General features: G+C 63.5%; 20 protein-coding genes and 3 pseudogenes. 10 read left to right on the forward strand and 13 right to left on the reverse strand.

Annotated elements, in window-relative coordinates; all coding sequences use genetic code 11:
* Nucleotides 1-657 (forward strand): tRNA pseudouridine(13) synthase TruD (truD, locus tag BG842_RS02185; protein WP_139135987.1); only part of this gene is annotated, 657 nt, incomplete at its 5' end.
* Between the two features lie 95 nt (nucleotides 658-752).
* Here the strand turns inward: truD and BG842_RS02190 are convergent.
* A complete protein-coding gene (locus tag BG842_RS02190; RefSeq protein WP_069449527.1) occupies nucleotides 753-2,156 on the reverse strand; it encodes a hypothetical protein in 1,404 nt (467 codons plus the stop codon).
* 95 nt (nucleotides 2,157-2,251) lie between these two features.
* Between BG842_RS02190 and BG842_RS02195 the strand changes: the two genes are divergently transcribed.
* Nucleotides 2,252-2,968, forward strand: coding sequence for a DUF2103 domain-containing protein (locus BG842_RS02195; protein WP_069449510.1), 717 nt, complete (start codon nucleotides 2,252-2,254; stop codon nucleotides 2,966-2,968).
* 359 nt (nucleotides 2,969-3,327) lie between these two features.
* On the opposite strand, the gene BG842_RS02200 is transcribed toward BG842_RS02195, so the two are convergent.
* Complete coding sequence (locus BG842_RS02200) at nucleotides 3,328-4,305, reverse strand: ROK family protein (RefSeq protein ID WP_007979884.1); 978 nt, start codon at nucleotides 4,303-4,305, stop codon at nucleotides 3,328-3,330.
* A gap of 130 nt (nucleotides 4,306-4,435) precedes the next feature.
* Between BG842_RS02200 and BG842_RS02205 the strand changes: the two genes are divergently transcribed.
* A complete protein-coding gene (locus BG842_RS02205; RefSeq protein ID WP_007979886.1) occupies nucleotides 4,436-4,828 on the forward strand; it encodes a hypothetical protein in 393 nt (130 codons plus the stop codon).
* Nucleotides 4,829-4,862: 34 nt separating this feature from the next.
* On the opposite strand, the gene BG842_RS02210 is transcribed toward BG842_RS02205, so the two are convergent.
* The gene (locus tag BG842_RS02210; protein ID WP_007979889.1) at nucleotides 4,863-5,312 is read right to left on the reverse strand and encodes a universal stress protein; all 450 of its coding nucleotides are present in this window, start codon (nucleotides 5,310-5,312) and stop codon (nucleotides 4,863-4,865) included.
* A 105-nt stretch (nucleotides 5,313-5,417) separates the two neighbouring features.
* Here BG842_RS02210 and BG842_RS02215 point away from each other — a divergent pair, with 105 nt between their 5' ends.
* Nucleotides 5,418-6,155: an SDR family NAD(P)-dependent oxidoreductase gene (locus BG842_RS02215; protein WP_069449528.1), complete on the forward strand. Its 738-nt coding sequence runs from the start codon at nucleotides 5,418-5,420 to the stop codon at nucleotides 6,153-6,155.
* Between the two features lie 6 nt (nucleotides 6,156-6,161).
* Here the strand turns inward: BG842_RS02215 and BG842_RS02220 are convergent, their stop codons facing one another.
* Nucleotides 6,162-6,740, reverse strand: a complete 579-nt coding sequence (locus BG842_RS02220; RefSeq protein ID WP_069449511.1) for an LURP-one-related/scramblase family protein — start codon at nucleotides 6,738-6,740, stop codon at nucleotides 6,162-6,164.
* A gap of 45 nt (nucleotides 6,741-6,785) precedes the next feature.
* Nucleotides 6,786-8,674: pseudogene (locus BG842_RS02225) on the reverse strand (ABC transporter ATP-binding protein).
* Nucleotides 8,675-8,864: 190 nt separating this feature from the next.
* Between BG842_RS02225 and uvrA the strand changes: the two are divergent.
* From uvrA to BG842_RS02240, 3 genes and pseudogenes are all read left to right on the forward strand, one after another.
* The gene (gene uvrA, locus BG842_RS02230; protein ID WP_069449512.1) at nucleotides 8,865-11,807 is read left to right on the forward strand and encodes an excinuclease ABC subunit UvrA; all 2,943 of its coding nucleotides are present in this window, start codon (nucleotides 8,865-8,867) and stop codon (nucleotides 11,805-11,807) included.
* 253 nt (nucleotides 11,808-12,060) lie between these two features.
* On the forward strand, nucleotides 12,061-12,606 hold the full coding sequence (locus BG842_RS02235) for a hypothetical protein (protein WP_007979899.1): 546 nt from the start codon (nucleotides 12,061-12,063) through the stop codon (nucleotides 12,604-12,606).
* A 54-nt stretch (nucleotides 12,607-12,660) separates the two neighbouring features.
* Nucleotides 12,661-13,750: pseudogene (locus BG842_RS02240) on the forward strand (geranylgeranyl reductase family protein).
* Nucleotides 13,751-13,757: 7 nt separating this feature from the next.
* Here the strand turns inward: BG842_RS02240 and BG842_RS02245 are convergent.
* Nucleotides 13,758-13,979, reverse strand: coding sequence for a hypothetical protein (locus tag BG842_RS02245; protein WP_139135988.1), 222 nt, complete (start codon nucleotides 13,977-13,979; stop codon nucleotides 13,758-13,760).
* Nucleotides 13,980-14,060: 81 nt separating this feature from the next.
* Here BG842_RS02245 and BG842_RS02250 point away from each other — a divergent pair, with 81 nt between their 5' ends.
* Nucleotides 14,061-14,657 (forward strand): N-acetylmuramoyl-L-alanine amidase, encoded by a 597-nt coding sequence (locus BG842_RS02250; RefSeq protein ID WP_254662845.1) that lies wholly within the window; start codon nucleotides 14,061-14,063, stop codon nucleotides 14,655-14,657.
* Between the two features lie 23 nt (nucleotides 14,658-14,680).
* Here BG842_RS02250 and BG842_RS02255 read toward each other — a convergent pair whose 3' ends face one another.
* Together BG842_RS02255 and BG842_RS02260 are read right to left on the reverse strand one after the other, a co-directional pair.
* Entirely contained in the window at nucleotides 14,681-16,183 is a 1,503-nt protein-coding gene (locus BG842_RS02255; RefSeq protein ID WP_083252405.1) for a hypothetical protein, read from the reverse strand.
* On the reverse strand, nucleotides 16,180-17,034 hold the full coding sequence (locus tag BG842_RS02260) for an ABC transporter ATP-binding protein (protein WP_069449515.1): 855 nt from the start codon (nucleotides 17,032-17,034) through the stop codon (nucleotides 16,180-16,182). The genes BG842_RS02255 and BG842_RS02260 overlap by 4 nt, the downstream gene beginning before the upstream one ends.
* A 142-nt stretch (nucleotides 17,035-17,176) precedes the next feature.
* On the opposite strand from BG842_RS02260, the gene BG842_RS02265 reads away from it, so the two are divergent.
* On the forward strand, nucleotides 17,177-17,812 hold the full coding sequence (locus BG842_RS02265; RefSeq protein ID WP_069449516.1) for a helix-turn-helix domain-containing protein: 636 nt from the start codon (nucleotides 17,177-17,179) through the stop codon (nucleotides 17,810-17,812).
* Between the two features lie 27 nt (nucleotides 17,813-17,839).
* On the opposite strand, the gene BG842_RS02270 is transcribed toward BG842_RS02265, so the two are convergent.
* From BG842_RS02270 to BG842_RS28565, 5 genes are all read right to left on the reverse strand, one after another.
* Nucleotides 17,840-19,351 carry a carboxypeptidase M32 gene (locus tag BG842_RS02270; RefSeq protein ID WP_069449517.1) on the reverse strand — a complete coding sequence of 504 codons (1,512 nt, stop codon included), beginning with the start codon at nucleotides 19,349-19,351 and terminating at the stop codon, nucleotides 17,840-17,842.
* A 71-nt stretch (nucleotides 19,352-19,422) separates the two neighbouring features.
* Complete coding sequence (locus BG842_RS02275; protein ID WP_069449518.1) at nucleotides 19,423-20,505, reverse strand: M20 family metallopeptidase; 1,083 nt, start codon at nucleotides 20,503-20,505, stop codon at nucleotides 19,423-19,425.
* 24 nt (nucleotides 20,506-20,529) lie between these two features.
* Nucleotides 20,530-20,790 carry a hypothetical protein gene (locus tag BG842_RS02280; protein ID WP_254662846.1) on the reverse strand — a complete coding sequence of 87 codons (261 nt, stop codon included), beginning with the start codon at nucleotides 20,788-20,790 and terminating at the stop codon, nucleotides 20,530-20,532.
* Nucleotides 20,791-20,844: 54 nt separating this feature from the next.
* On the reverse strand, nucleotides 20,845-21,171 hold the full coding sequence (locus BG842_RS02285) for a hypothetical protein (protein ID WP_069449520.1): 327 nt from the start codon (nucleotides 21,169-21,171) through the stop codon (nucleotides 20,845-20,847).
* 59 nt (nucleotides 21,172-21,230) lie between these two features.
* Nucleotides 21,231-21,434: a hypothetical protein gene (locus tag BG842_RS28565; protein WP_139135989.1), complete on the reverse strand. Its 204-nt coding sequence runs from the start codon at nucleotides 21,432-21,434 to the stop codon at nucleotides 21,231-21,233.
* 39 nt (nucleotides 21,435-21,473) lie between these two features.
* Here BG842_RS28565 and BG842_RS02290 point away from each other — a divergent pair.
* Nucleotides 21,474-23,305, forward strand: a pseudogene (locus tag BG842_RS02290) (PINc/VapC family ATPase).
* The last annotated feature ends 30 nt before the right edge of the window (nucleotides 23,306-23,335 follow it).

Consider the following 23,335-nt stretch of genomic DNA (forward strand, 5'->3'; position numbering starts at 1 on the left):
GAGCGCGTCGAGAACCTCGCGCCGGACTGGGACGCCGTGCTCGACGCCCTGCCGGGACGACTCGGGTTCGAGCGCTCGATGGCCCATCGACTCGTCGAAAACGGCGGCACCGACCCCGAGGACTTCCGGGACGCGCTCGAATCGCTCCCGACGAACCTCCAACGGTTGCTCGTCAATGCCGCCCAGTCGTACGTGTTCAACCGCATTCTGAGCGAGCGGCTTCAGCGCGGGCTTCCGTTCGACGAGCCGGTCGCGGGCGACGTGGTGTGCTTCGCGGAGGAGGTAGACGGCTTCACCGTTCCCGACATGGACCGCCAGCAGACCGTGAGCGAAAAGCGCGTCCGAACCATCGAGCGCCACTGTCGGCGGGGCCGGGCGTTCGTCACCGCGCCGCTGGTCGGCACCGAGACGGAACTCGCCGAGGGGGAGCAGGGAGACATCGAACGCGAAATCCTCGACGACCTCGACCTCGAACCGCACGATTTCAACCTCCCGGGCGAGTTCCACTCGACCGGCACCCGCCGCGCGATACTGCTCGGGAGCGACTTTTCGCTCTCCCACGACCCGCTCTCATTCGAATTTTCGCTCCCCTCCGGGTCGTACGCCACCGTCTTCCTCCGGGAGTTCCTGAAAGCGAATCCCCTCGATATGGGATAGGCGACCGCGGGCCGCCTGTGCCTCGACGCTCCCTTCTTTGACTCCACCTCGCGTGCTCTATCGCCCTATTTACTCGACCATACCATTCCCCGAGCTTACCGTCCGTTCGGAATCGTGCGTCCGAGCAGGAACGCCGGGAGTCCGACCAGCGCGACGAAGACGAGGAGGTACACGAGCAAGAAAACGGAGAACAGGAAGTCGTTCGGACCTCTGACCCGAGTGACCGGTATCGTCAGTGCGAGTACGACGGCGAACGCGACGGGCGGAATCCCGAGGGCCACCCGCCTGTGGCGACGAACCGCGGCGGCGCAGCCGACCGCGGTCATGAACGATGCCAGAAGGACCGAAAACGCCGCGAACAGGAATTTGCGTATCGCGTACGGATTCGAGGCGAAGAGCCGAGCGGCGACGGCTGAGTCGACGGCGGCGGCCGCCAGCATCGCCACGCAGAGACCGACTACCCACGCGAGGAGGACGGCGGCCACCGTACGGTAAAACGTCGGCCGGACGTCGCTGAACGCCAGCAACCCGAAGACGGCGTAGGTTCCACCGGCCACGACGATGCCCATCGAGTAGCCGGAGACGGTGTGGTTCAACCGGAGGGTTCCGACGAACAACGCGAGAACGCCGAGAACGCTGACCATACCCGCGACCAGACGAGGCGTCCGTTCGTTTCGGCTTCCCTCCCGACCGCCGAGTCGAACGAAGCCGACGAGGAGCGCGAACAGGACGCTCGCCGGGAGGAGAATGTCGAAGAGGAGGTTGAACGCGATGTCACCGGACAGCGGTAGCGTGACGGCCACGAAACTCCACGCCTCACCGGCAATCCCGCCCGACCGCGCGAACGCGACGAACGGGCCGTCTCCGGTGTCGCGGAAGGCGGTCAGGGAGAAGGAATTGCCGTCCACGCTCGCCCCTCGCGGCGCGCGGGTGACGACGGTTCCGGGCGGCCCGACGACCGTCAGTCGGTCGGCACCGAGTCCCGAAATCGACCCCTCCCGTGCGTGTCGGAAGCCGTCGAATCGGACGACGCCGCCCGGGGCAGTCGCGGCGGCGCTCGTCCGGTACCGAAGGACGACCGTCTTCGTGCCGACGACGCGAGCGTCGAGGAACGGTTCGGGGTCGAGGGAGGAATCGGGAGCAGCGTTCTCGGCGATTTCGTCGAGCACCCATCCGTTCTCGCGGAAGTACCGCGCCGTTTCCTCGCTCGCAAGCCGGTTTTTCACCGTCCACGTCGCGGTACCGTTGTCGTGGACCCGAATCGTGGCAGTGCTGCGCTCGACGTCGAACGTCACGTTTTCGACGCCGAGGGTTTCGGCGTACTGGTGTGCTTCTTCGGTGAAGCTACCCCCGCACGAGCCACAGAACGGCTCCGGCGGTGGCCTACTCGAAGCGGGCGTCGCCACAACCATCGTGAGAATCGACAGGAGGACGAGAAGGGAGAGGAGTGAGCGCCGGGCGGAGAGTGACCGCTTGGAGAGGGTCGTTCGGAAACGCATATCCATAGTTGTCTTTCATCCGATATTTTTCTTTCCCTCACCGAACACGTCGTCGAAACGCCGAGGTTAAACGCAGCGATTGGGAAAGAACGCGCATGAACTGTCGGCAGTGTGCGTCCTCGCTCGAACGCCCGGGCGACTACTGCCTCGTCTGTCGAACGCAGAACACCGATTCCGTCGTTCTCGCCGTGACCCGCGACCACGCCGACATCACGATGCTCCGCGACGAAACCGTGGTCGGGAAGACGGGCGTCAGCACCACGCCCGAGGAGGGCGAAACCGAGGTCGTCGAACTCCGTAACTTCGCGGGACGCATCGCCGACGAAGTGCGACGGAAACACCCCGAGGACGTGTACGCGGCGGGCGACCGCGACGTGATTCGCGCCGTCCGCGCCCAACTCCACTACGACTTCTACCGCGTCGGCGACGGGAACCCCGTCGAGGAGGTGCTGGCGCGGCGCGGCGAGCGCTCGCTCGAAGTCGTGGACCTCGACCCGGCCGAGAAAATCGGCGGAACGCACACAACCCTCATCGGCAACCGCGACGGCATGCGCGTGATTCGGGAGGTCGCCTGCCACCCGCACGTCAAGAAAATCATCCCCGGCCCAATCAACGCGGGGGGTGCGAGTTCCGACTCCGGCGTCCGCGCCAAGGCCACCCGCGCCGACGAGAACGGGAACGTCCGACTCCTCCTCCGCGACGGGTCCAGCGTGCAGGAAAACCGCGTCGTCACCACCGCCATGGACAGCGACCTCGGCGAGCGGATTCGGGAGGACCTGAACGAAGCCCTCCAAGAGAGCGGCTTTCGGTGAGGATGAAGCAGTTCGATTTCGAGAAGTAGAATCCAGCCATTCCGGCGTGCGCCGGCGAGGGGGCGAGGACGTGTCGTCCGAGTCGCCTCGCTGAAGCGCGCGAGGGATGAGCATCACAGCGAAGCGAGAAGCGCAATCGGTTGGGGAGGGAGTGGCTGATGCGGTGCGGTGGCGGTCTCATTGACGTCTGTACTCGTAGAGCAGTTACAGCCAACGCCTCTTGCACTCGTAGAGAAATAACGACTAACGTATCTCGACACGACCAACGCATCCCAAAACTGTCGAAGACGAAGCCACGGCAGGCGCACTCGCATAGAGATCAGAATAGGCCGTACCCTCGAATATCTTCCTCTCGAAAATCAGTCGGCGAGACGTGTTTCGTCGCCGGTACCGTCGGTCAGCGCGCTCGCGATTGCACCTTTCAACACGACTTCATCGCCGAGCGTCGTGAGCTGGACGTCCGGCTGATTGTTCAGCAGGTGGTTGCCGACGCGCTCCCGAATCGGGTCGACGACGAGTTCCTCGTTGTTGAGCACGACGGCACCGCCGAGGTAGACGACCAGCGGTGCGTAGGCTTGGACGACGTTCGCCACGCCGACCGTGTTCCAGTGGGCGAGTTGTTCGATAACGTGGTCGGCGAAGGGGTCGATACCGGCGTTCTCGAACACGTCTTTCGCGGAGAAATCGGGGTCGTCGAGCGGAAGCGCGGTCGATACGGTTTCGTCCTCCTCGGCGAGCATCCGGGCGTACTCCGGGATGTTGTTGCCGGAACAGTAGGCCTCCCAGTGGCCCTCCTTGCCACAGCCACAGGTTCGCCTGCCGTGTGGGTCGACTATCATGTGCCCCACCTCGCCCGCGTTGCCGTCCCAGCCGGTGAGGACGTTGCCGTCCACGGTGACGCCCGCGCCGATACCGCTCGAAATCGTGATGTACACCATGTCGTCGGGGTTGCGGTCGCTGTAGAACCGCTGTCCGATAGCGCCCGCGTTGGTGTCGTTGTGGAGGGTCACGCGCTCGCTGTGGATGAGTTTCCCAACCGGTCCCGTCAGGGGGATTCGGTCGATGGTGTCCGGCAGGTTCGCCGGGTTATCGACCGCACCCTCCGCGAGGTCCAACGGGCCGATGCTGCCGATGCCTGCCGCCCGAATCTCACTGGGGTCGATGGTCGCGTTCGAACACGCCCCACGAATGCATTCGAGCACTGCTTCAGTAACCGCGATGCCGGTCGGTCCCTGTGGCGTACCGCGGTCGTACGTGCTGACGACGTTGCCGCCTTCGTCGGCAACCGCCGCCCTGACGTTGGTCGCCCCCAGGTCTACACCCGCGTAGTAGGCCATTCAGGTGAACAAACGTCGTCCGTCCCACTTAACTACAGGCATTTACTCGCCGTCGAGTTTCTTTCGACGGCCCGAGAGGTTCGGCCGGTCGCCTGTCGGAGTTAACTGGTTCGACGGCGTTAATCAGGACATGGCGGACGACCTCCCGGCCATCGACGACGAAACGGAATCCGCGCTCCACGAACTCGAACTGGGTATCGAAGGGCTCCGGAAGGGACACGGCTACCTCGTCCAGTTCCATCACGCCACCGGCCACGCGATGGAGCACTTCAGCGAGGCCGAAACCCACCTCCGGGACGCCGGGCACGACGACCTCGCGGACCACATCCGCGACGAAATCCTCCCGTGCGGCGTCCTCGGCGGCGACCGGTGGACCTACGAGTTGGTCGAATCGTTCGAAACGGAGTTCCTCCGCAACATCGAGGCGTTCGAACGCACGACGCGAGAGGAAGTCGCCGACGGGGAGCGACACATCCGCGAACGGCGAATCCAACGACGCTGGCAGGAACGCGCGGAGGAGTGAGAGACAAAAAAGCGCGACGTCCGATTGCGGGGGTTCAGTCCTCGCGGACGAACGTCACGGGGCAGGGAGCGGAAAGCATCACTTCCTGTGCGGTGCTGCCGAAAACGGCCTTTCCGGTCGGTGAGCGCTTGCGGCCGCCGACGAAGACGCTATCGGCGTTCACGTCCTCGGCGAGTTCGACGATGGTTTCGCCGTGCTCGCCGATTGCGCCCCGAACCGAGTAGCCGATGTCCTCGGCGTCCAGCGCGTCCGAAAGCGAGCGAATCGTCGCGTGTCGCGCCGCCACCTCGTCCGAGTTGGGTTTCCCGGCCGGGTCGTAGTCGAGTCGGTCTACAACGTCGTCGAACTCGTCGTCCGTGAAGACGTGTGCGAGGACGACCGTCGCGCCGGTCGGTCCGGCCACATCGATAACAGCGTCGGCGAGTCGCCCGGTTCGGTCCGCGTCGCCCGGTCCTACCGCGAGAAGAATCGTCTCTATTGCCATGGTAGCACCTCTCCATGGAGAATATTAAATATAGGGGGAGATTCACTCAAAAGCGAGATAATCGGGATGTCAAGATAGTTGGGACTCCGCCGCGAAGCGGACCGTATGATAACGCCGAAACTGGACGGACGAGTCGCGCTGGTCACGGGAAGTTCGAAGGGTGTCGGCCGGGAACTCCTCCTCTCGCTCGCCGACTGCGGGGCCGACGTTGCCGTTCACTACCATTCGAGTGCGGACGAGGCGCGGGACGTCGCCGAGACTGCACGGGAGAACGGCGTCGAAGCGACGACTGTGCAGGGGAACGTCACCGACCCGGACGAAGTGGACGCCCTCTTTTCGACCGTCGAGTCCGAACTCGGAAGCGTGGACGTGCTGGTGAACAACGTCGGCCCGTTCGCGCCCGACCACTGGGAGGATATCTCGTTCGACCGATGGAACGCCGTGCTCGACGGCAACATCAACGGAACCTACCTCTGTTCGAAGCGGGCGCTCCCGGAGATGCGCGAGGCGGGATTCGGTCGAATCGTCAACGTCGGCTATGCCAGCGCCGAGAAAGGACTCATCAACCCGAAGAACGCCCCGTACTTCATCGCCAAGGCGGGCGTCCTGATGTTCACCCGGATGCTCGCCGCGGACACCCAAACGGACGGCGTGACCGTCAACGCGATTTCGCCCTACGTGGTCGAAAACTCGGACGTGTTCCCCGACGACCTGCCTCGCGGCGAACCGGCGAAGTTCGAGGACATGGGGCAGGCGCTGCGCTTCTTCGTGGACGAAGACAGCGACTACCTGAGCGGTGTGAACGTCGAAGTGGACGGCGGTTGGTTGCCGGAGAAGGTCTGAGTCGGGTCAGTTCCCTTCCAGCGCGTCGATGGCTATCGCTCCCGCGACGAGCGCCGTTTTCGGTATCGACCCCGTGTCGTGGATGCGAACGTCGTACTTATCGCGGAGCGAGAAATGGCCCTGGATTTCACCGATGGAATCTCCCTCGGGCGAGGTGATGGAGTACTTGTGCGGGAGGAACGAGAGGACGTCGACGAGCGACCGCAGCGCTTCGAGGACCGCACTTCTGGAGGCGACTTCCGCGAGTTCGGTTCCGTCCGGGAGTTGTATCGTCCAACGGTGGTGGAAGAAGGTGAAGTTCTTGTTGAGTACTAAAACGGGGTCGCCAGAGCGTTCGTCCACGAGGACGTAATCACCGGCGACATCGAAGACGTTCTTCGCCTTCACCCGAAAGACGACGTTCCCGTCGGCGTCGTAAAACGGGAACTCCTTTTTCATCTTGAACAGCTTCTGTTTCGACTTCAGGACGAGGTTTCCGGCGGAATCGTACACCTTGTACTTGTTCCGGAAGTGGCTCTGTTTGACCGTGTACGTGTCGTCGTCGAGAACGACACCGCCGATGTCGCGCTGCGTTGGAGGTTCCATTGTTCACAGCTTGTCGTGTTATTGTATTTAAATGTGGGGACGGGGCTATCGCTCTCCGCCGTCCGCCTGTGCCTCCGTTCCCTCGACGTCGCCGTCTTCGATTTCCGCCCGCCGTCGAATCGCCCGCTCGATGAACTCCCGCGGAAGGGCTTCGATTTCGCCAGCCTGCACGTGCCAGAGGTTCGCGTACAGGCCCTCGAACGCCAGCAGTTCGTCGTGAGTGCCGCGTTCGACTATCTCGCCGTCGTCGAGGACGACGATTTCGTCCGCATCCTTGATAGTCGAGAGGCGGTGGGCGATGGCGAACGTGGTCTTCTCGTCCACGAGCGAGGCGAGGCTTCGCTGGATGAGGGCTTCGGTTTCGGTATCGACGTGGCTCGTCGCCTCGTCGAGGACGAGGATGTCGGGGTCCTTCAGAACCGTCCGCGCGATGGAGAGTCGCTGGCGCTGACCGCCCGAGAGTTTCACGCCGCGCTCGCCGACTTTGGTGTCGTAGCCGTCGGGCAGATTGGTGATGAACTCGTGCGCTTCGGCGGCTTTCGCGGCCGCCTCGATTTCGTCGTCCGTCGCGTCGAACGTCCCGTAGGCGATGTTCTCCTTGACCGTCCCGTAGAACAGGAACGGTTCCTGACTGACGTGACCGACCGACCGCCGCAAACTGCGGAGGTTCACGTCGCGGATGTCGGTGCCGTCGATGCGGATGGCCCCCTCGTCAACGTCGTACATGCGGAGCAGGAGTTTGAGGACGGTGGATTTTCCGGCCCCGGTCGGGCCGACAAGCGCCAGCGTGTCGCCGCGTCCGGCACGCAAGTCGATGTTCGAGACGACTTGCTCCTCGTCGTAGCCGAATCCCACGTCGTCGTACTCGACGATGCCGTCCGTGACCACCAAATCCGGCGCGTCGGCGCTCTCGTCCAGCGTTCCCCGTTCGTTCATCAGCGAGTACACCCGGTCGCTCGACGCCTCGGCGCGCTGGTAGATGTTGATTATCTGCCCGAACTGCGCCATGGGCCAGATGAACTGCTGGCTCAGGATGACGAAGGTGACGAACACGCCGGGTTCGAGCGCGCCGGTGAGCGGCCCCGGCGCGCCCGATAGCAGCCAAAAGCCCCGACGGCGAAGGTGACGGCGTAGCCGATGCCGGTCAGGAGGCTCAGGCCGGGGAAGAAGGTGATTCGGGTCGTGATGGCGTCCCAGTTCGCGTCGTAGTAGTCGCCGGACGCCTCCTCGATTCTGCCGGATTCGTAGTCCTCCGCGGTTTCGGACTTGATGACGCGGATGCCGCCGAGGTTGTTCTCCAGTCGGGAGTTGAGCGCGCCGACGCTCGCCCGCATCGCGGCGTACTTCGGCTGGATGGTTCTAACGAACAGGTACGTGAACGCCGCGAGGACGGGCACCGGCAGCAGCGCCACCAGCGCGAGCGCCGGATTGAGGGTGAACAGAATGCCGCCGATGCCGACGATGAGGACGCCGATGCGGAGCGCCGAACTCAGCCCGTCGTTCAGAAACGTCTCCAACTGGTTCACGTCGTTGTTCAGGATGGACATCAACTCGCCCGTCTGCTTGCCGTCGAAGAAGTTCATGTCGAGGAGTTGCATCCGGTCGTAGGTGTCCACGCGGAGCCTGTGCTGGACGCCCTGTGCGAACGCGTTCCAGCCCCAGCCTTCCAGCCACGAGAACGCCGCCCCGACGAGGAACGAGGCGAGGACGATACCGATGGAGAGCCAAAGCTGGCCGCTCGGCGTCGTCGGCGTCCACGCCGCCGGAATGAATCGAATGTGGAACGCCTGTTCGTTCAGGAAGATGGAGTCGATGGCGATACCGAGGATGACCGGCGGCAGGAGACCCGAGAGGCGTCCGAGTATCGTCCCGACGAACCCCGCGACGAACTGCGGCCAGTAGCCGCGGCCGTACTCGGCGAAGAGTCGCCACATCGTGTGCCGTTCCGCTTCCTCCGGTATCGCTGTGTTCGATGGCACTTACGTTCGGTAAGGACCGAACGAATATGTCCCGTTCGGTGGTCCGTCTCGGCTCCCACGATTCCGTCTCCTCACGCTTCACTTTCACTCCGCTTGCATTCCCAACCGATAGGCATACCCTCGTCCAGTCGCTGTCTGAGTATAGATGAGCAAGGACTACATCGAAGTGCGGGGGGCCGAGGAGCACAACCTCAAAGACCTCGATGTGAAGATTCCGCGCGAGGAGTTTAACGTCGTCACCGGCCTGTCCGGGTCGGGGAAGTCCTCGTTCGCCTTCGAGACGGTGTACGCTGAGGGACAGCGACGCTACATCGAGAGCCTGTCGGCCTACGCCCGAAACTTCCTCGGGCAGATGGACAAACCGCAGGTCGAGAACGTCGAAGGCCTGTCGCCCGCCATCTCCATCGACCAGAAGAACGCGGCGAACAACCCGCGTTCGACGGTCGGTACCGTGACGGAACTGCACGACTACTTGCGACTGCTCTACGCTCGCGTCGGCACGCCACACTGTCCGCAATGTGGACGAGAGGTCGGCGAGCAGAGCGCCCAGAACATGGTTCGTCGGGTGCTCGATTTGCCCGAAGGGACCAAGGCGAAAATCGCCGCGCCGGTCGTCCGCGACCAAAAGGGCGCGTTCGCAGACCTGTTCGACGACCTCGTTTCGGACGGCTACTCGCGCGTCGAAGTGGACGGCGAGGAGTTCGATTTGACGCTCGACCGGCCGGACCTCGACAAGAACTACGACCATACCATCGACGTCATCGTGGACCGCGTGAAGGTCAGCGAGGAGGTCCGAAGCCGCATCAACGACAGCGTGGAGACCGCGCTGGAGGAGGCCGAAGGCGTGATGAAACTCATCGTCCCGAACGCGCCCGAAGACGCGAATCTCGGGTCCGAATCCCGTTCGACGGGCGACTTGGCCGGGGACGGCGACGACCGACTCGTCGTGGAGTTCTCCGAGGAGTTGGCCTGCACGAGTTGCGGCATCGACTTCCGCGAAATCGAGACGCGGAGCTTCTCGTTCAACAGTCCACACGGCGCGTGTCCCGAGTGTGAGGGTATCGGCGAGACGAAGGAGATCGACGAGGACCTCGTCGTGGAGGACCCGTCGAAACAGCTCAAACACGTCTTCGAGCCGTGGAGTTACCAGCGGACGTACTATCGCCGCCAACTCGATTCCGTCGCCGAACACTTCAGCGTGGAGTTGACGACGCCGTTCGAGGACCTCAGCGAGGAGGTTCGACAGGGATTCCTCTACGGCACCGACGAGGACGTGCTGTTCAAGTGGAACACGAAGAACGGCATCCGCCGGAAGGAAGAACCGTTCGAGGGCGTCATCCCGAACCTCGAACGACGCTACGTCGAAACTGACAGCGACCGGGCGCGCGGCCACATCGAGGACTACATGGCCGTGACCGAGTGTCCGGCCTGTGACGGCACGCGACTCCGCCCCGAAAGTCGCTCGGTGTACGTCGACGGCACGTCGATTTCCGAAGTCAACCGGATGTCCATCGGGGACGCACTGGCGCACTTTGAGACCCTCGAAGCGAACCTGACCGACCGCCAGAACCGCATCGCCGAGGAGATTCTGAAGGAAATTCGCGCGCGACTCGGCTTCATGGAGGAGGTCGGCCTGCAGTATCTCACGCTCGACCGGGAGGCCTCGACGCTCTCGGGCGGGGAGAGCCAGCGGATTCGGCTGGCGACCCAAATCGGCTCGGGACTCGTCGGCGTCCTCTACGTGCTGGACGAACCCTCCATCGGTCTTCACCAGCGCGACAACGACCGCCTGCTAAACACGTTGTGTGAACTCCGCGACTTGGGCAACACCCTCATCGTCGTCGAACACGACGAGGAGACGATGCGCCGGGCGGACAATGTTATCGACATCGGTCCCGGCCCCGGCAGACGCGGCGGCGAAGTCGTCGTGCAGGGCGACGTGGAGGACGTGATGGCCCACGAGGAGAGCATCACGGGCGACTACCTCGCCGGACGAAAGGAGATTCCCGTGCCCGAGGAGCGTCGGGAGAGCGATGCACACCTCACGGTTCGAGGAGCGCGCCAGCACAACCTAAAGGACCTCGACGTGGAGATTCCGGTCGGGAAGTTCACGGCCATCACGGGCGTGTCCGGGTCGGGCAAATCAACGCTGATGCACGACATCCTCTACAAGGGACTGGCCCGCGAGATGAACGACAACACCTCGGTGGACCCCGGCGAGCACGACGCCATCGAGGGGATGGAGAACATCGAGAAGGTGCGACTCATCGACCAGTCGCCCATCGGTCGGACGCCGCGGTCGAATCCCGCGACCTACACGGGCGTGTTCGATTACGTCCGCAAATCGTTCGCCGAGACGAAGCTCGCCAAACAGCGCGGCTACGAGAAGGGTCGCTTCTCGTTCAACGTCAAGGGCGGGCGCTGTGAGGAGTGTGGCGGGCAGGGCACCGTCAAAATCGAGATGAACTTCCTCTCGGACGTGTACGTTCCGTGCGAGGAGTGTGACGGCGCGCGCTACAACGACGAGACGCTGGACGTGACCTACCGAGGCGCGACCATCGCGGACGTGCTCGACATGTCCGTCGAGGAGGCCCACGACTTCTTCGAGCACGACTCGCGCATCCGTCGGCGGCTGAAACTGCTGAAGGACGTGGGACTGGACTACATGAAACTCGGCCAGCCGTCCACGACCCTCTCCGGCGGGGAAGCCCAGCGCATCAAACTCGCCGAGGAACTCGGCAAGAAGGACACGGGCGAGACGCTGTACCTGCTGGACGAACCGACGACCGGCCTGCATCACGAGGACGAGCGCAAACTCGTCTCGGTGCTCCAGCGACTGACGGACAAGGGCAACACCATCGCCGTCATCGAACACGAACTTGACCTCGTGAAGAACGCGGACCACGTTATCGACCTCGGTCCCGAGGGCGGCGAGAAGGGCGGCGAAATCGTCGCCACCGGAACGCCGGAGGAGATCGCGCGCGCCGACGACTCGTACACGGGGCAGTATCTCCGCGATAAACTCCCACACGTCGAACTCGACGGGCCCCGTGCGGACAGACCCGCACCCGCGGCGATGGACGATTGAGGACCGGCGCACGAGACCGCTCGCAAACCGGGATGCAACTGTTATCGAACGAGATACGGAACGATTTTTCGAAGCGGAATGGCGGGCTTACCCGCGAGAATCGGTCGCTTAAGCCCGGTTATCGTAATTAGTTTGAAAACTACAGGCAGCTAAGCACTGGATAACAAAGTGTCGTCCGCGGTAACTTCGCACTCGTGTTACGTCCGGGTGGCGGTGGCATAGCCGAAACAACCGATTGCGACTCTCCGGTGGCATGAGTTCGACTGATGGAACCCCTCAAGAACTGTCCGAAGATCTCATCTTCGACGTTCTGAAAAATAGACGACGACGGTACACGCTCCACTACCTCAAGCAGCAGGGCCGACCGGTGGAACTGAGCGAGCTTGCCGAACAGGTCGCCGCGTGGGAGAACGACACCACGGTCGAGGGCCTGTCCGCGAACGAGCGCAAGTCGGTGTACACCTCGCTGTACCAGACACATCTCCCGAAGCTCTCGGATGCGGGTATCGTAGAGTACAACCAGAGCCGCGGCATCGTCGAACTCTCCGATAACGCCGCGCAATTGGAGGGGTACTTGCGGCCACAGGACGAGTTTCCGTGGATTCGGTATTACCTCGGTCTCGCCATCGTGAGCGCGATTCTCGTCTTCGCCGACTTCCTGGGTATTCCGCCGTTTTCGGCCATTCCCGACAAGATTTGGGGCGTCCTCATCGTCGCCGCGTTCGCGCTCTCCGCGCTCGTTCATTACCTCCGACGTCGGCAACTCGGGACGGGAGAACGACCGCCATCGGCGCGGTAGCGACCCCGACCCGAGAAAGAAGCTATTTTGCCCCGCGGCGAACAACCGATGATAATGTACGATTTCGTGGTGGTCGGTGCCGGTCCCGCCGGGTCGCGGTTCGCGCGACGGGCCGCGGACGCGGGACACGACGTTCTCGTTCTCGAACGCGGGCAGGTGGGAACACCGCTCGCGTGCTCCGGCCACGTCAGTACCGACATCTGGAAGTTCACCCCCGAGGGTGCCCGTGACGACCTCCTCCAGAACGAAGTCTACGGCGCGCGCTTCCACATCGACGGCCCGCAGTCCCCCGAACATCCCTTCTACAAAGACGAAGTTATCTCGAACGTCATCGACCGGGTGGGACTCGACCGGACGCTCGCGCGCGCCGCGGAGGACGCTGAAGCCGATTTGCGCGAAGGACACAGCGTCTCGGACGTGGACGAACACGGCGAGTACGTGGACGTCACCGCCAACACGCCCGACGGAACCGAGACGTTTCGCGGGAAGATGGTCGTCGGCTGTGACGGTCCCGTCTCGCGCGTCCGTCGGGAACTCCACCTGCCGGAACCGGGCGAGAAACTGCAGGGCGTACTCGGGTTCACGACCGACACGCACAACGGTAATTTCGTGGACGTCCACCTCACCGCGCCGCGATTCTTCGCGTGGCGAATCCCCCGCGGGACGGCCGGTGTCGAGTACGGACTGGCCGCACCGCCGGGTGAGAACGCCCGCGAGCTGTTCGACCGATTTACGGCCGATTACGGCGTCGAAACCGAGAATTTCTGTGCCGGGATGATCCCCATCGGCCCGGCCCGGAGCGTCACCGCCCACCGAGGTTTCCTCATCGGGGACGCCGCCGCACAGACGAAGCCCTTCACCGGCGGCGGCATCCTCTACGGCATGAACCGCGGCGGACCACGCCGTCGAAACCGTGGACCCCGACGACCCCGCCACGCTCGCCGACTACGAGCGCGCGTGGCGCGGGGAGTTGAAAAACGAGATTCGACTGGGCCACTGGGTCCGCCGAGCGTACTCCCTCCCGAAACCCGTCCAGAAGGTGGGACTCACGGCGATGGAGGGCGAAATCGGCGTTCACATGGACAAACCGACCTCGTTCTTCTCGACGGACCACCTCCGGAAACTCCTCTCGCGCTCGTCGTAGGGACGGACTATCCCGACGGTGTGTGACACCGTTCCGAACCTGCGGTCATCGTCCCGCTCTGTTTCGGGATATAGCCCGACCCATCGTTCCGCGTTCGAAACGACGCACCACCGCTATCCCCACGCTCGTCCCGGACGACGCACGCTGCGCGGACCGGAATCGACCGAACGGTCTCGACAGCGGTTTCCAACGCGTGACGTCGAACGAGCGAGCCCATTTTCGTTTCCATCCATCAATTCAGCAGATAATTAATTGATTAAATTTCTAGAAAAAATATTTTAAATTAGAGTTTGTAAGGATTAATTGGACCATGACATCCAGACGTAACCTACTCAAGACGATCGGAGTGGCAGGAACGGCAGGTCTCGGTGCGGCCGCGTTCAGCGGAACCGCCGCGGCCAAACCGACGGTCGATTGGGAAGTGGCGGATTCGAGCAACTACACGGCAGCGAACCGCGGTGCGGCAGAAATCGATTGGGTCATCATCCACACCGTTCAGGGGTCAGCCAGCGGTGCAGTCAGCTGGTTCCAGAACCCCGACGCGGACGTCAGCGCCCACTACACCGTCTCCGAGAGCGGCTACAAGTACCAGAGCGTCAGTGACATCAACATCGCGTGGCACGCCGGGGATTGGGACTACAACCAGTACTCCGTCGGCATCGAACACGGCGGCTACGTCAGCGGAACCTACGAGGACGCTCAGTACCGTGCGTCGGCCAAACTGGCCAGTTGGCTCTGTGACCAGTACGGCATTCCGAAACAGCACCCGACGAGCGTCCCGAGCGACGCGGCGAATCCGGCCAACGGCGGCATCATCGGCCACGAGCAGGTTCCGGCCAGCAGTCACACCGACCCCGGCAGCAACTGGGACTGGGACTACTACATCGACCTCGTCAACTCCTACTGACGAGCAGTCGAACGACCTGTTTTTCACCGCTCGTTCCGGGCCATCCGTTCGAATCGCCGGACGAGATACCGAATCGACACGCCGAACGAGAGGACTCCAAGAAAGAGGAAGGCGACGAAGCGAAGTCCGATCCCGTCGCTGACTCCCACGACGAGCGCCTTCACCGGCCAGTAGAGCGGCACCATTCCGACGGCGTACTGCCACGGTTCGGGGAGAAGCGCGATTCCCGCGATCGGCACGATCAACAGCAGGCCGAGCAGTTTGTTGATGACCACACCCTCGATGGAGTCGCGTGCTAGCCCCGCGAACAGGAACGTGATGGCTGGTCCAGCGAGTGCGACGACGACCGTAACGGCCACGAGCACGAGCGGCGGTACTCGGACGAGGCCGAACAGCATCACAGTCGGAATCGTCACGACCGTACCGACGAGATACGCGGTCGCGCCGCGGTAGCGAAGGTATCCACGACCGGTCAGGGGCGTCGTCCGGAGCGCGGCCAGCACGCCTTGCTCGCGGTCTTCGAGCACGAAGAAGCCGACCACGAACCCGTAGATGTAGGGCGGGAACGTGATGACGAATCCGAGCACCAGCGGATAGTACGGAACGAGCGAGATGGTCGGGAGGTAGTGCTGGTCGAGGAAGGGGAGTGCAACGTGAGCGAGCAGGGCGAGCAGTAGCGGGCCGGTTCCCGCGACGAGGAGAAGCGGGTCACGGAACCACTTCTTCCCGTCCGCGAGCGCCATGCCGCCGACGGGCCCCAGATCACGAACCGCTCCGAGGCGGGACGATTTCGCCTCGTTCCCTCCGTTCGTTTCGCTCCGCGACGGACGGTGCTGTACGATGTGGCGATGGAACTCCCGCTCCGCCACGGAGAACGCGAGGAGGCTTCCGAGCGACAGGTAACCCACCGCGTACACGAACTCCACCGACCCAATCCCGTGAAATGCGCCGTCGATGAGTATCAGGGCGGGGCGGACGGGAAGCAGGTAGAAAACCGGCGTGTCGAAGAGACCGAAGAACGACAGCAGCGGTGCGTACAGTACCGCGCCGTACAAAAGCGCGCTCAGGAAGTAGTCGTTTATCGAGTCGAACCGGGCGACGCTGACGAACCCGACGAGGACGAAGGGAATCGACGTGAGCGCCACGCCGAGCACCAGAAGCGGAACGTTCACGCCGCTCGGATGGACGACGAGGGCGAGCACCGTCGCCACGACGACCGCGAGGAGGGTCAGGGACGCGACTTTGGAGACGAGGTAGCCCCGGACGCCGAGCGGCGAAACGACGAGGGCGTCGAGAACGCCCTCGCGTTTCTCGATGAGGACGAGCGCGGCGATGAAGTAGAAACCGAGGACGGCCGGGTCGGAGAGGACGATGAACACCAACCCACGCTCGGCCACCGATGCCGGGAGTTCGAGTCCGACGAACGCGACGACGTAGAACGCCGTCAGTACGGCGTACACTGTGTAGAAGCCGTACCGACGCTGAAGTCGTACATCCCACCGAACCATCGCGCCGACCGGATTCACTCTAACCGTTCCCCCGTCACTTCGAGGAAGACGGTCTCCAGCGTGGCCTCCTCGGTGTGGAGCGTTTCGATGTCGTTCTCCGCGAGCAGCGACCGGAACCCCGGGTTCCCGTTCAACCCGTCGACCGCGAACCGCGCGGTTCGCGGGCGGTTCCCATCGCGGTACTCCACTCGAACCGTCCGCGACCCGTACTCCCGTTTCAACGCCTCGGGGTCCCCGACGAGCGGAATCCGGCCGTTCACGATGAACGCCACCCGGTCACAGAGTTGGTCGGCGACGGTCATGTCGTGGGTCGTCAGGAACACCGTCGTGCCAGCGTTGCGGAGGTCGGCGATGGCCGTCTTGATCCGCTTCGCGTTGCCGGGGTCGATACCGCTCGTCGGTTCGTCCAGAAAGACGAGTTCGGGGTCGTGCAGGAGCGCGCGGATGAAGTTGAGACGCATCGCCATCCCCTTCGAATAGGTTCCCACGCGCCGGTCGATGGCGTCCGCAAGTCCGACGAGCGAGAACAGTTCGTCGATATCCCTCGTTTCAGTCCGGTGAAGCGACGCGAACAGTTCGAGGTTCTCGCGGCCGGTGAGTTTGGGATACTGGTTCGGGGACTCGGCCGAAACCCCGATTTTGTCGTAGTAAATGCCGTCCCAGTCGCGGACTTCCCGGTCGAAGACGCGGACTGACCCGCGGTAGTCGTCCAGCAGTCCGGTGAGGATTTTCTGGGTCGTACTCTTTCCGGCCCCGCTGGGACCGAGGAAGCCGAATATCTCGCCCGAATCGACCGCGAAGGAGAGATCACGAAGCGTGTCGTTCTCGGCGTTCGGGTACGCGAAATCGAGGCTATCAACGTGAATCATCGGTAGTGAGTAGGGTGGAAAATCGACCGCTTGAACGGCGATTGTCGTGTGTCATTCGTCGAATGGTGGTTGGGTCGTCGGCTCCGAGTACATAGACGGTTACATGTAGCCTTATTTATATCGGGTGCGGAGAGGAGAGTCGATGGCCTCCATTCGATTTCGCGTGACCGTGCCCGAGCGGCTATGGATCGGAAAGATATCGCGCGAATACGACACCGCGGAATTCCGCATCCTGTCCGGTATCGGCGGCGACGAGCGTGCGAGTGCGCTCGTGGAAACGACCGGCGTCCCGGTGGACGTCCTGCGGGAGAGCGCGGAACGCGACCCCTCCATCGACTCGTTTCGGGTCGTCATGCACGGCGACGGAAAGACCGTGTTTCGGAACGAGGCCACGTCGCACGAGACGTACGACATCTTCCGCGACACGGGGACGATGCCGGAGTATCCGGTGACGGTCCGGAACGGGTCCGTGGACGTGACCGTCACGGAAACGCGGGAGCGGGTCGTTGAACTGAAACGGGCGCTGGAGGGGATGGGTGCCACCGTCGAAATCGTCGCCGTTCGGACGACGGGCGATTCGAGCGGATTGCTCACCGAGCGCCAGGCGGAAATCGTGGACCTCGCCGTGGAGGAGGGGTACTACGAGGTGCCGCGACGCTGTTCGATAACGCGGCTGGCGGAACTGCTCGACGTGTCGAAATCGACCGTGAGTGGGGTGCTCCATCGGGCGGAGTCGAGACTCGTGCACGAGTATTCGGCCGCGTCGGCGGAGTCGTGAACGGAAAAATCGAAAACGAATTGGCGTCTATTCCAGGTCGTACAGCGCGCCGTACTTCTCGTTCACGTAGTCGAGGAAGTAGTCGGCGGTGAAGCTCTCGCCGGTCGCGTGCTCGATGAGGTCGTCGGTGGTGTACAGACAGCCGTACTGGTGGATGTTGGTGGTCAGCCAGTCGTGGAAATCGTCGAACTCGCCCGCGCGAATCTGGCCGTCGAGGTCGTCGATGTCCTCGTCGGCTTTCGCGTACAGTTGGGCGGCGAGGACGCTGCCGAGCGAGTAGGTCGGGAAGTAACCGAAGCTACCGTGGCTCCAGTGGATGTCCTGCAGGCAGCCGTCGGCGTCGGTGTCGGGACGAACGCCGAGGTACTCCTCGTACTTGTCGTTCCAGAGTTCCGGCACCTCGTCCACTTCGATTTCGCCGCGGATGAGCGCCTTCTCGATTTCGAAGCGCACCACGATGTGCATGTGGTAGGTCAGTTCATCCGCCTCGACGCGGATGAGGTTATCTTCGTAGACCTCGTTCGCGGCCTCGTACATTTCCTCGACGGAGACGTCCTCGACGTCCGAGAAGCGCTCCTTGACGAGCGGCAGGAAGTTCTCCCAGAAGGCGCGCGAGCGACCGACGTTGTTCTCCCAGACGCGAGACTGGGATTCGTGGACCGTCAGGTCGCGGGCTTGGCCGAGCGGCGTACCGTACTGCTCGTCAGGCAGGCCCTGCGTATAGGTCGCGTGACCGAACTCGTGAACGGTACTCATCAGCGCGCCGAGCGGGTCGCTCTCGTCGAAACGCGTCGTCACGCGGGCGTCGAACTGCGTCCCGCTGGAGAACGGGTGCGGCGCGGTGTCGAGGCGGCCGCGGTCCCAGTCGTAGCCGAGCGTGTCGAGCACGTCGCGCGAGAGCTCCTCCTGCGTCTCGGCGTCGTAGGTGCCCTCGAACGGCGTGGCGAGTTCGACGTCGCTCTCGCGGACGTCCTCGATGAGCGGGACGAGTTCGTCGCGGAGTTCGGCCAGCGTCTCCTCCGCGGTGTCGATGCCGAGGTAGGGTTCGTACTCCTCGAACAGGACCTCGTAGGGGTCCTTGTCCGGGTCGATGTGGTCGGCGTACTCGCGCTCCAACTCCACCAGTTTTTCGAGCGTCGGGGCGAAAATCGAGAAGTCGTCCTCCTCGCGCGCCTTCTTCCACTTCGGGAGCGCCTCGGACGTGGTGCGCGAAATCTCCTCGACCAACTCGCCGGGGACGCGGGTCGCCCGCTCGTACTCGCGTCGGACCTCGCGGACGACGGCGGCCTGCTCGTCGTCCAAGTCCTCGCTCTCCAGTTCGTCCAACAGCTCACCCATCTCGTCGTCGGTGAGCAGTTCGTGCGAAATCGCCGACAGGGCCGACCGCTGTTGTGACCGCGCGGGGGTGCCACCCTCGGGCATCACGACTTCTTGGTCCCAGCCGAGAATCCCGGCGGCGTTCTGGACGTTCGAAATCCGTTTTACTTTCCCGAGAAACTCCTCGTACGTGGTGTTTTCCGCGGTGGCTTCAGTTGCCATCACCGGGTGTTTGCTGTCACCGATTATCAATGAATGGGTTTCGGTACGAAATAGGTCGGCGGCTCGGTCCGTTATAGTCGCTCCGCCGTGGTCCGATAAATCCGATAACAGCGCGCCAGCACGTCGATACCCACGCTCTCGTCTTTCGTGTGTGCCTCGCCGGGTTCCGAGGCTCCGCAAACGACGCACGTGACGCCCGCTTGTGCCAACCATCCGGCGTCCGTCGCGTGGGGTTTCGTCACCTGTTCCGGGTCGCCGTCCTGCGCGTCGCGGGCGGCGGCCAGCACCGCGTCCGCGAAGTCGGGGTCGTCGCACTCCATCGGCGGCAAGTCCTGTTCGACGGTCCACTCGACGCCTTCGATGTCCTCGACGGCTCCGAGGTCGGCGCGCTCGCCGGGGACGGTTCGCTCGTCGATGGTTATCTCGCACGTGTCCGGGATGACGTTCCACGCGCTCCCGCCGTGGATTTCGGTGGCGACGACGCTCCCCGAGAGGTCGTTGCCCAACACGGAGACGGTCGGGACGTCGCAGTCCCGAACGACGTCCACGGCGTCGCTGGCGCGGTAGATGGCGTTCACTCCTGCTTCCGGTTCGCTCGCGTGCGCGGCGGTTCCGTGCGCCGTGACGGTGCTCGCCCGCCGTCCGCGGTGAGCGACAACGACGTCCGTGACGTCCGGCCCCGAGTAGTTCGTGGACCCCTCGGCGACGATGGCGCAATCGGGCGAAAAGCCGTTGTCGATGGCGTGACGCGCGCCGTCGCCGCCCAGTTCCTCTGCGACGAAGCTTGCGAACACGAGGTCACAGGACGGGTCGGCGTCGCGGAGCGCGAGCATCGACGCGGCCACGGCACCCTTCATGTCCGCCGCGCCGCGGCCGTACAGTCGTCCGTCGCGCTCCTCGACCACGTACTCCTCACCATCCACTTGCGAGTCGTCCGGGGGCACGACGTCGTGGTGGCCGACCAAGGCGAGAGAGGTGTCGGAGTCGCCGTCTGTGGCCAGTTTTCGTGCGATGACGTTCCCAATGTCGTCCCGCGTTACGTCCGCGTCAGTCTCGGAGCGAAGCCATTCTTCGATAAAATCCCCCGCCGCCGTCTCGTCCTCGTGACTCGGAATCGAAACCAGGTCACGGGTCAGTTCGACCAGTTCGTCCATGCACCTTCCAGTTCGGCGAGGGGGTTAATATCCAACGTCCTCGGCAAGAACGTGGATGTCCTCCTGCAGCGTGTGCAACCGTTCGGCGACCGACCTGTCGGCCTGATGTTCGAGTTCCGAAAGCCTGTCTTCCGTCTCGCGGTACTGCGTCTGCCTCGTCTCCTCGTCGTCCGGGATGTTGGTCAACCCCTTCCGAATCGACCGAATCTCACCGGCGACGTCCGGCGAGGCGTCGTCGGCGACCGAATCCAAATCCATTCGAATCTCGTCGAGTTCTCGTGCCATGGTCGGGACGATGGTATCCGAAAACAAATCGATGCTGGCCCGAAGTGTCCCGTCTCACTCTTGCGGCGTTCGGTGTTCGAAACAGCAGTCCAATAGCTCCTCGAGAAGGGGGGTCCCCCGATACCGAACCGTCTCGCTCCGCTCGTCGTAATCGACGAGTGAAAGCGATTCGAGGTGCGGAAGGTGGACGTGTCGAAGACGCGTTTCGGTCCGGCGCGTATCCCCATCGAGCACGTCTCGAAGTTCGTCGACCGTCGCGGTCCCGTCCGACGATTCGGAAAGATGGCACAGCAATTGGCGGCGTTGGTCGTCGGAGAAGGTTTCGAACACGCTGTCGAGGTTCGACGAGTCCGGGGAATCCCTGAATTCGAATGGCAGCATCTACCCATGCTTGGGAAAACATTCCCCTAACCCTACTGCCTGAACTCGCAAGGACCCGCTCAGATGGCGCAGTCGTCGACGAACTCGTACTCGTCGTATCGGTCGAGTTTTCGCTCGATGGCGTCCAGCAGCCACTCGTCGACGGTTTCGTCCGTGAGGTCGGCCTCGATTCGGTCCCGGGTCTCTTCGTCGACGGTGAGCACGATGTGGGCGTGGCGCATCGACCGTCGTACGTCACCGAGGGGCAAAAGGATGACCCACACGCTGAAACCCTTATCAGGCTACCACACGAACCGACAGCCATGAACGTAGTGCCGGACACGAGCGCCGTCGTCGATGGCCGCATTTCCCAACGAGTCGATGACGGCGACTTCGCCGGGGCGACGGTTCTCATCCCCGAGGCCGTCGTCAGCGAACTCGAATCGCAGGCGAACAAAGGAGAGGAGAGCGGGTGGGACGGACTGTCCGAACTCCAGCGGCTCGCGGACCTCGCGGACGCTGGCGACATCGACCTCGATTACGTCGGGGTGCGCCCCGGACCCGAAGAACAGGGTTACGCCCACCGCGGCGAAATCGACGCGCTCATCCGCGAACTGGCGGACGAACACGACGCCACGTTCGTCACCAGCGACCTCGTGCAGAGCGAGGTGGCGAAAGCCAAGGGATTGGAGGTCGAGTACATCGCGCCGAAAACGGAGGATGTGGGGCGACTCAGCATCGAGGACTTCTTCGACGAGCAGACGATGAGCGTCCACCTCCGGTCGCGGGTCCCGCCGATGGCAAAGCGCGGCGAAATCGGCGAGATGCACTATCAGCGAATCCGCGACGAACCCTCGACGGACGAGCAGTTGAAAGAGTACGCCCAAGAGATAATCCAGAGCGCGAAACAGAGCCACGACGGGTTCATCGAAATCGACGAACCCGGCATGACCATCGTCCAGTTCCGCGATTACCGCATCGCCATCGCGGAACCGCCGTTCGCCGACGCGTGGGAGATAACCGCGGTCCGACCCATCGTCAAGACCTCGTTGGACGACTACGAGCACGCGGACGAACTCCGCGGGCGACTCCTCGAACGCCAGCGCGGCGTCCTCATCTCCGGCGCACCCGGTGCCGGGAAGTCCACCTTCGCGCAAGCCGTCGCGGAGTTCCTCGCGGACAACGACTTCGCCGTGAAGACGATGGAGAAACCCGCGACTTGCAGGTCGGCCCCGAAGTCACCCAGTACACCGAGTTGGCGGGCGAGATGGAGAAGACGGCGGACTCCCTGCTGATGGTTCGCCCCGACTACACCATCTACGACGAGGTGCGCAAGACGAACGACTTCGAGGTGTTCGCCGACATGCGCCTCGCCGGTGTCGGCATGGTCGGCGTCGTCCACGCCACGCGGCCCATCGACGCGCTGCAGCGACTCATCGGCCGGGTCGAACTCGGTATGATTCCGCAAATCGTCGATACCGTCGTCTACATCGAGGCCGGGCAGATAGAGAAGGTCTACGACGTGCGGACGCAGGTCAAGGTGCCCGCGGGCATGACCGAGGAGGACCTCGCCCGCCCCGTCATCCTCGTGGAGGAGTTCGAGACGGGAACGCCGGAGTACGAAATCTACACCTTTAACCGGCAGGTCGTCACGGTCCCTTTGGAGGAGGGTGACGAGAAGGAGACCGGCGTCTCGCGCCTCGCCCGACAGGAAATCGAGCGCGAAATCCAGTCCGTCTCCCGCGGGCACGTCGACGTGGACCTCCAAGGCCAGAACAAGGCCGTCGTCTACGTGGACGAAAACGACATCTCCTACGTCATCGGCAAGGGCGGCGGCCGAATCGACGACATCGAGAACCGCCTCGGCATCGACATCGACGTGCGCACCCACGACGAGAAACCGTCCTCGGTCGGCACGACGGCGACGACCCCGAAAGGCGACGTGGTGACTCCGGAAATCACCTCCCGCCACATCATCATCCCGCTGGACGGCCACGCCGGGGAAACCGTCGAAGTGCAGGCCGACGGCGAGTACCTGTTCACCGCGACGGTCGGTCGCGGCGGCGACATTCAAGTCTCCCGCGGCAGCGCCATCGCGGAGGAACTGGAGTACGCCATCGACCGGGAACGGCAGATTACGGTCGTGTCGGCGTAACCGCCGGCACCGCGGTCGTCTCTCGGTTTT

The sequence above is a fragment of the Haladaptatus sp. W1 genome (genome assembly GCF_001723155.1).
GTDB lineage: Archaea > Halobacteriota > Halobacteria > Halobacteriales > Haladaptataceae > Haladaptatus > Haladaptatus paucihalophilus.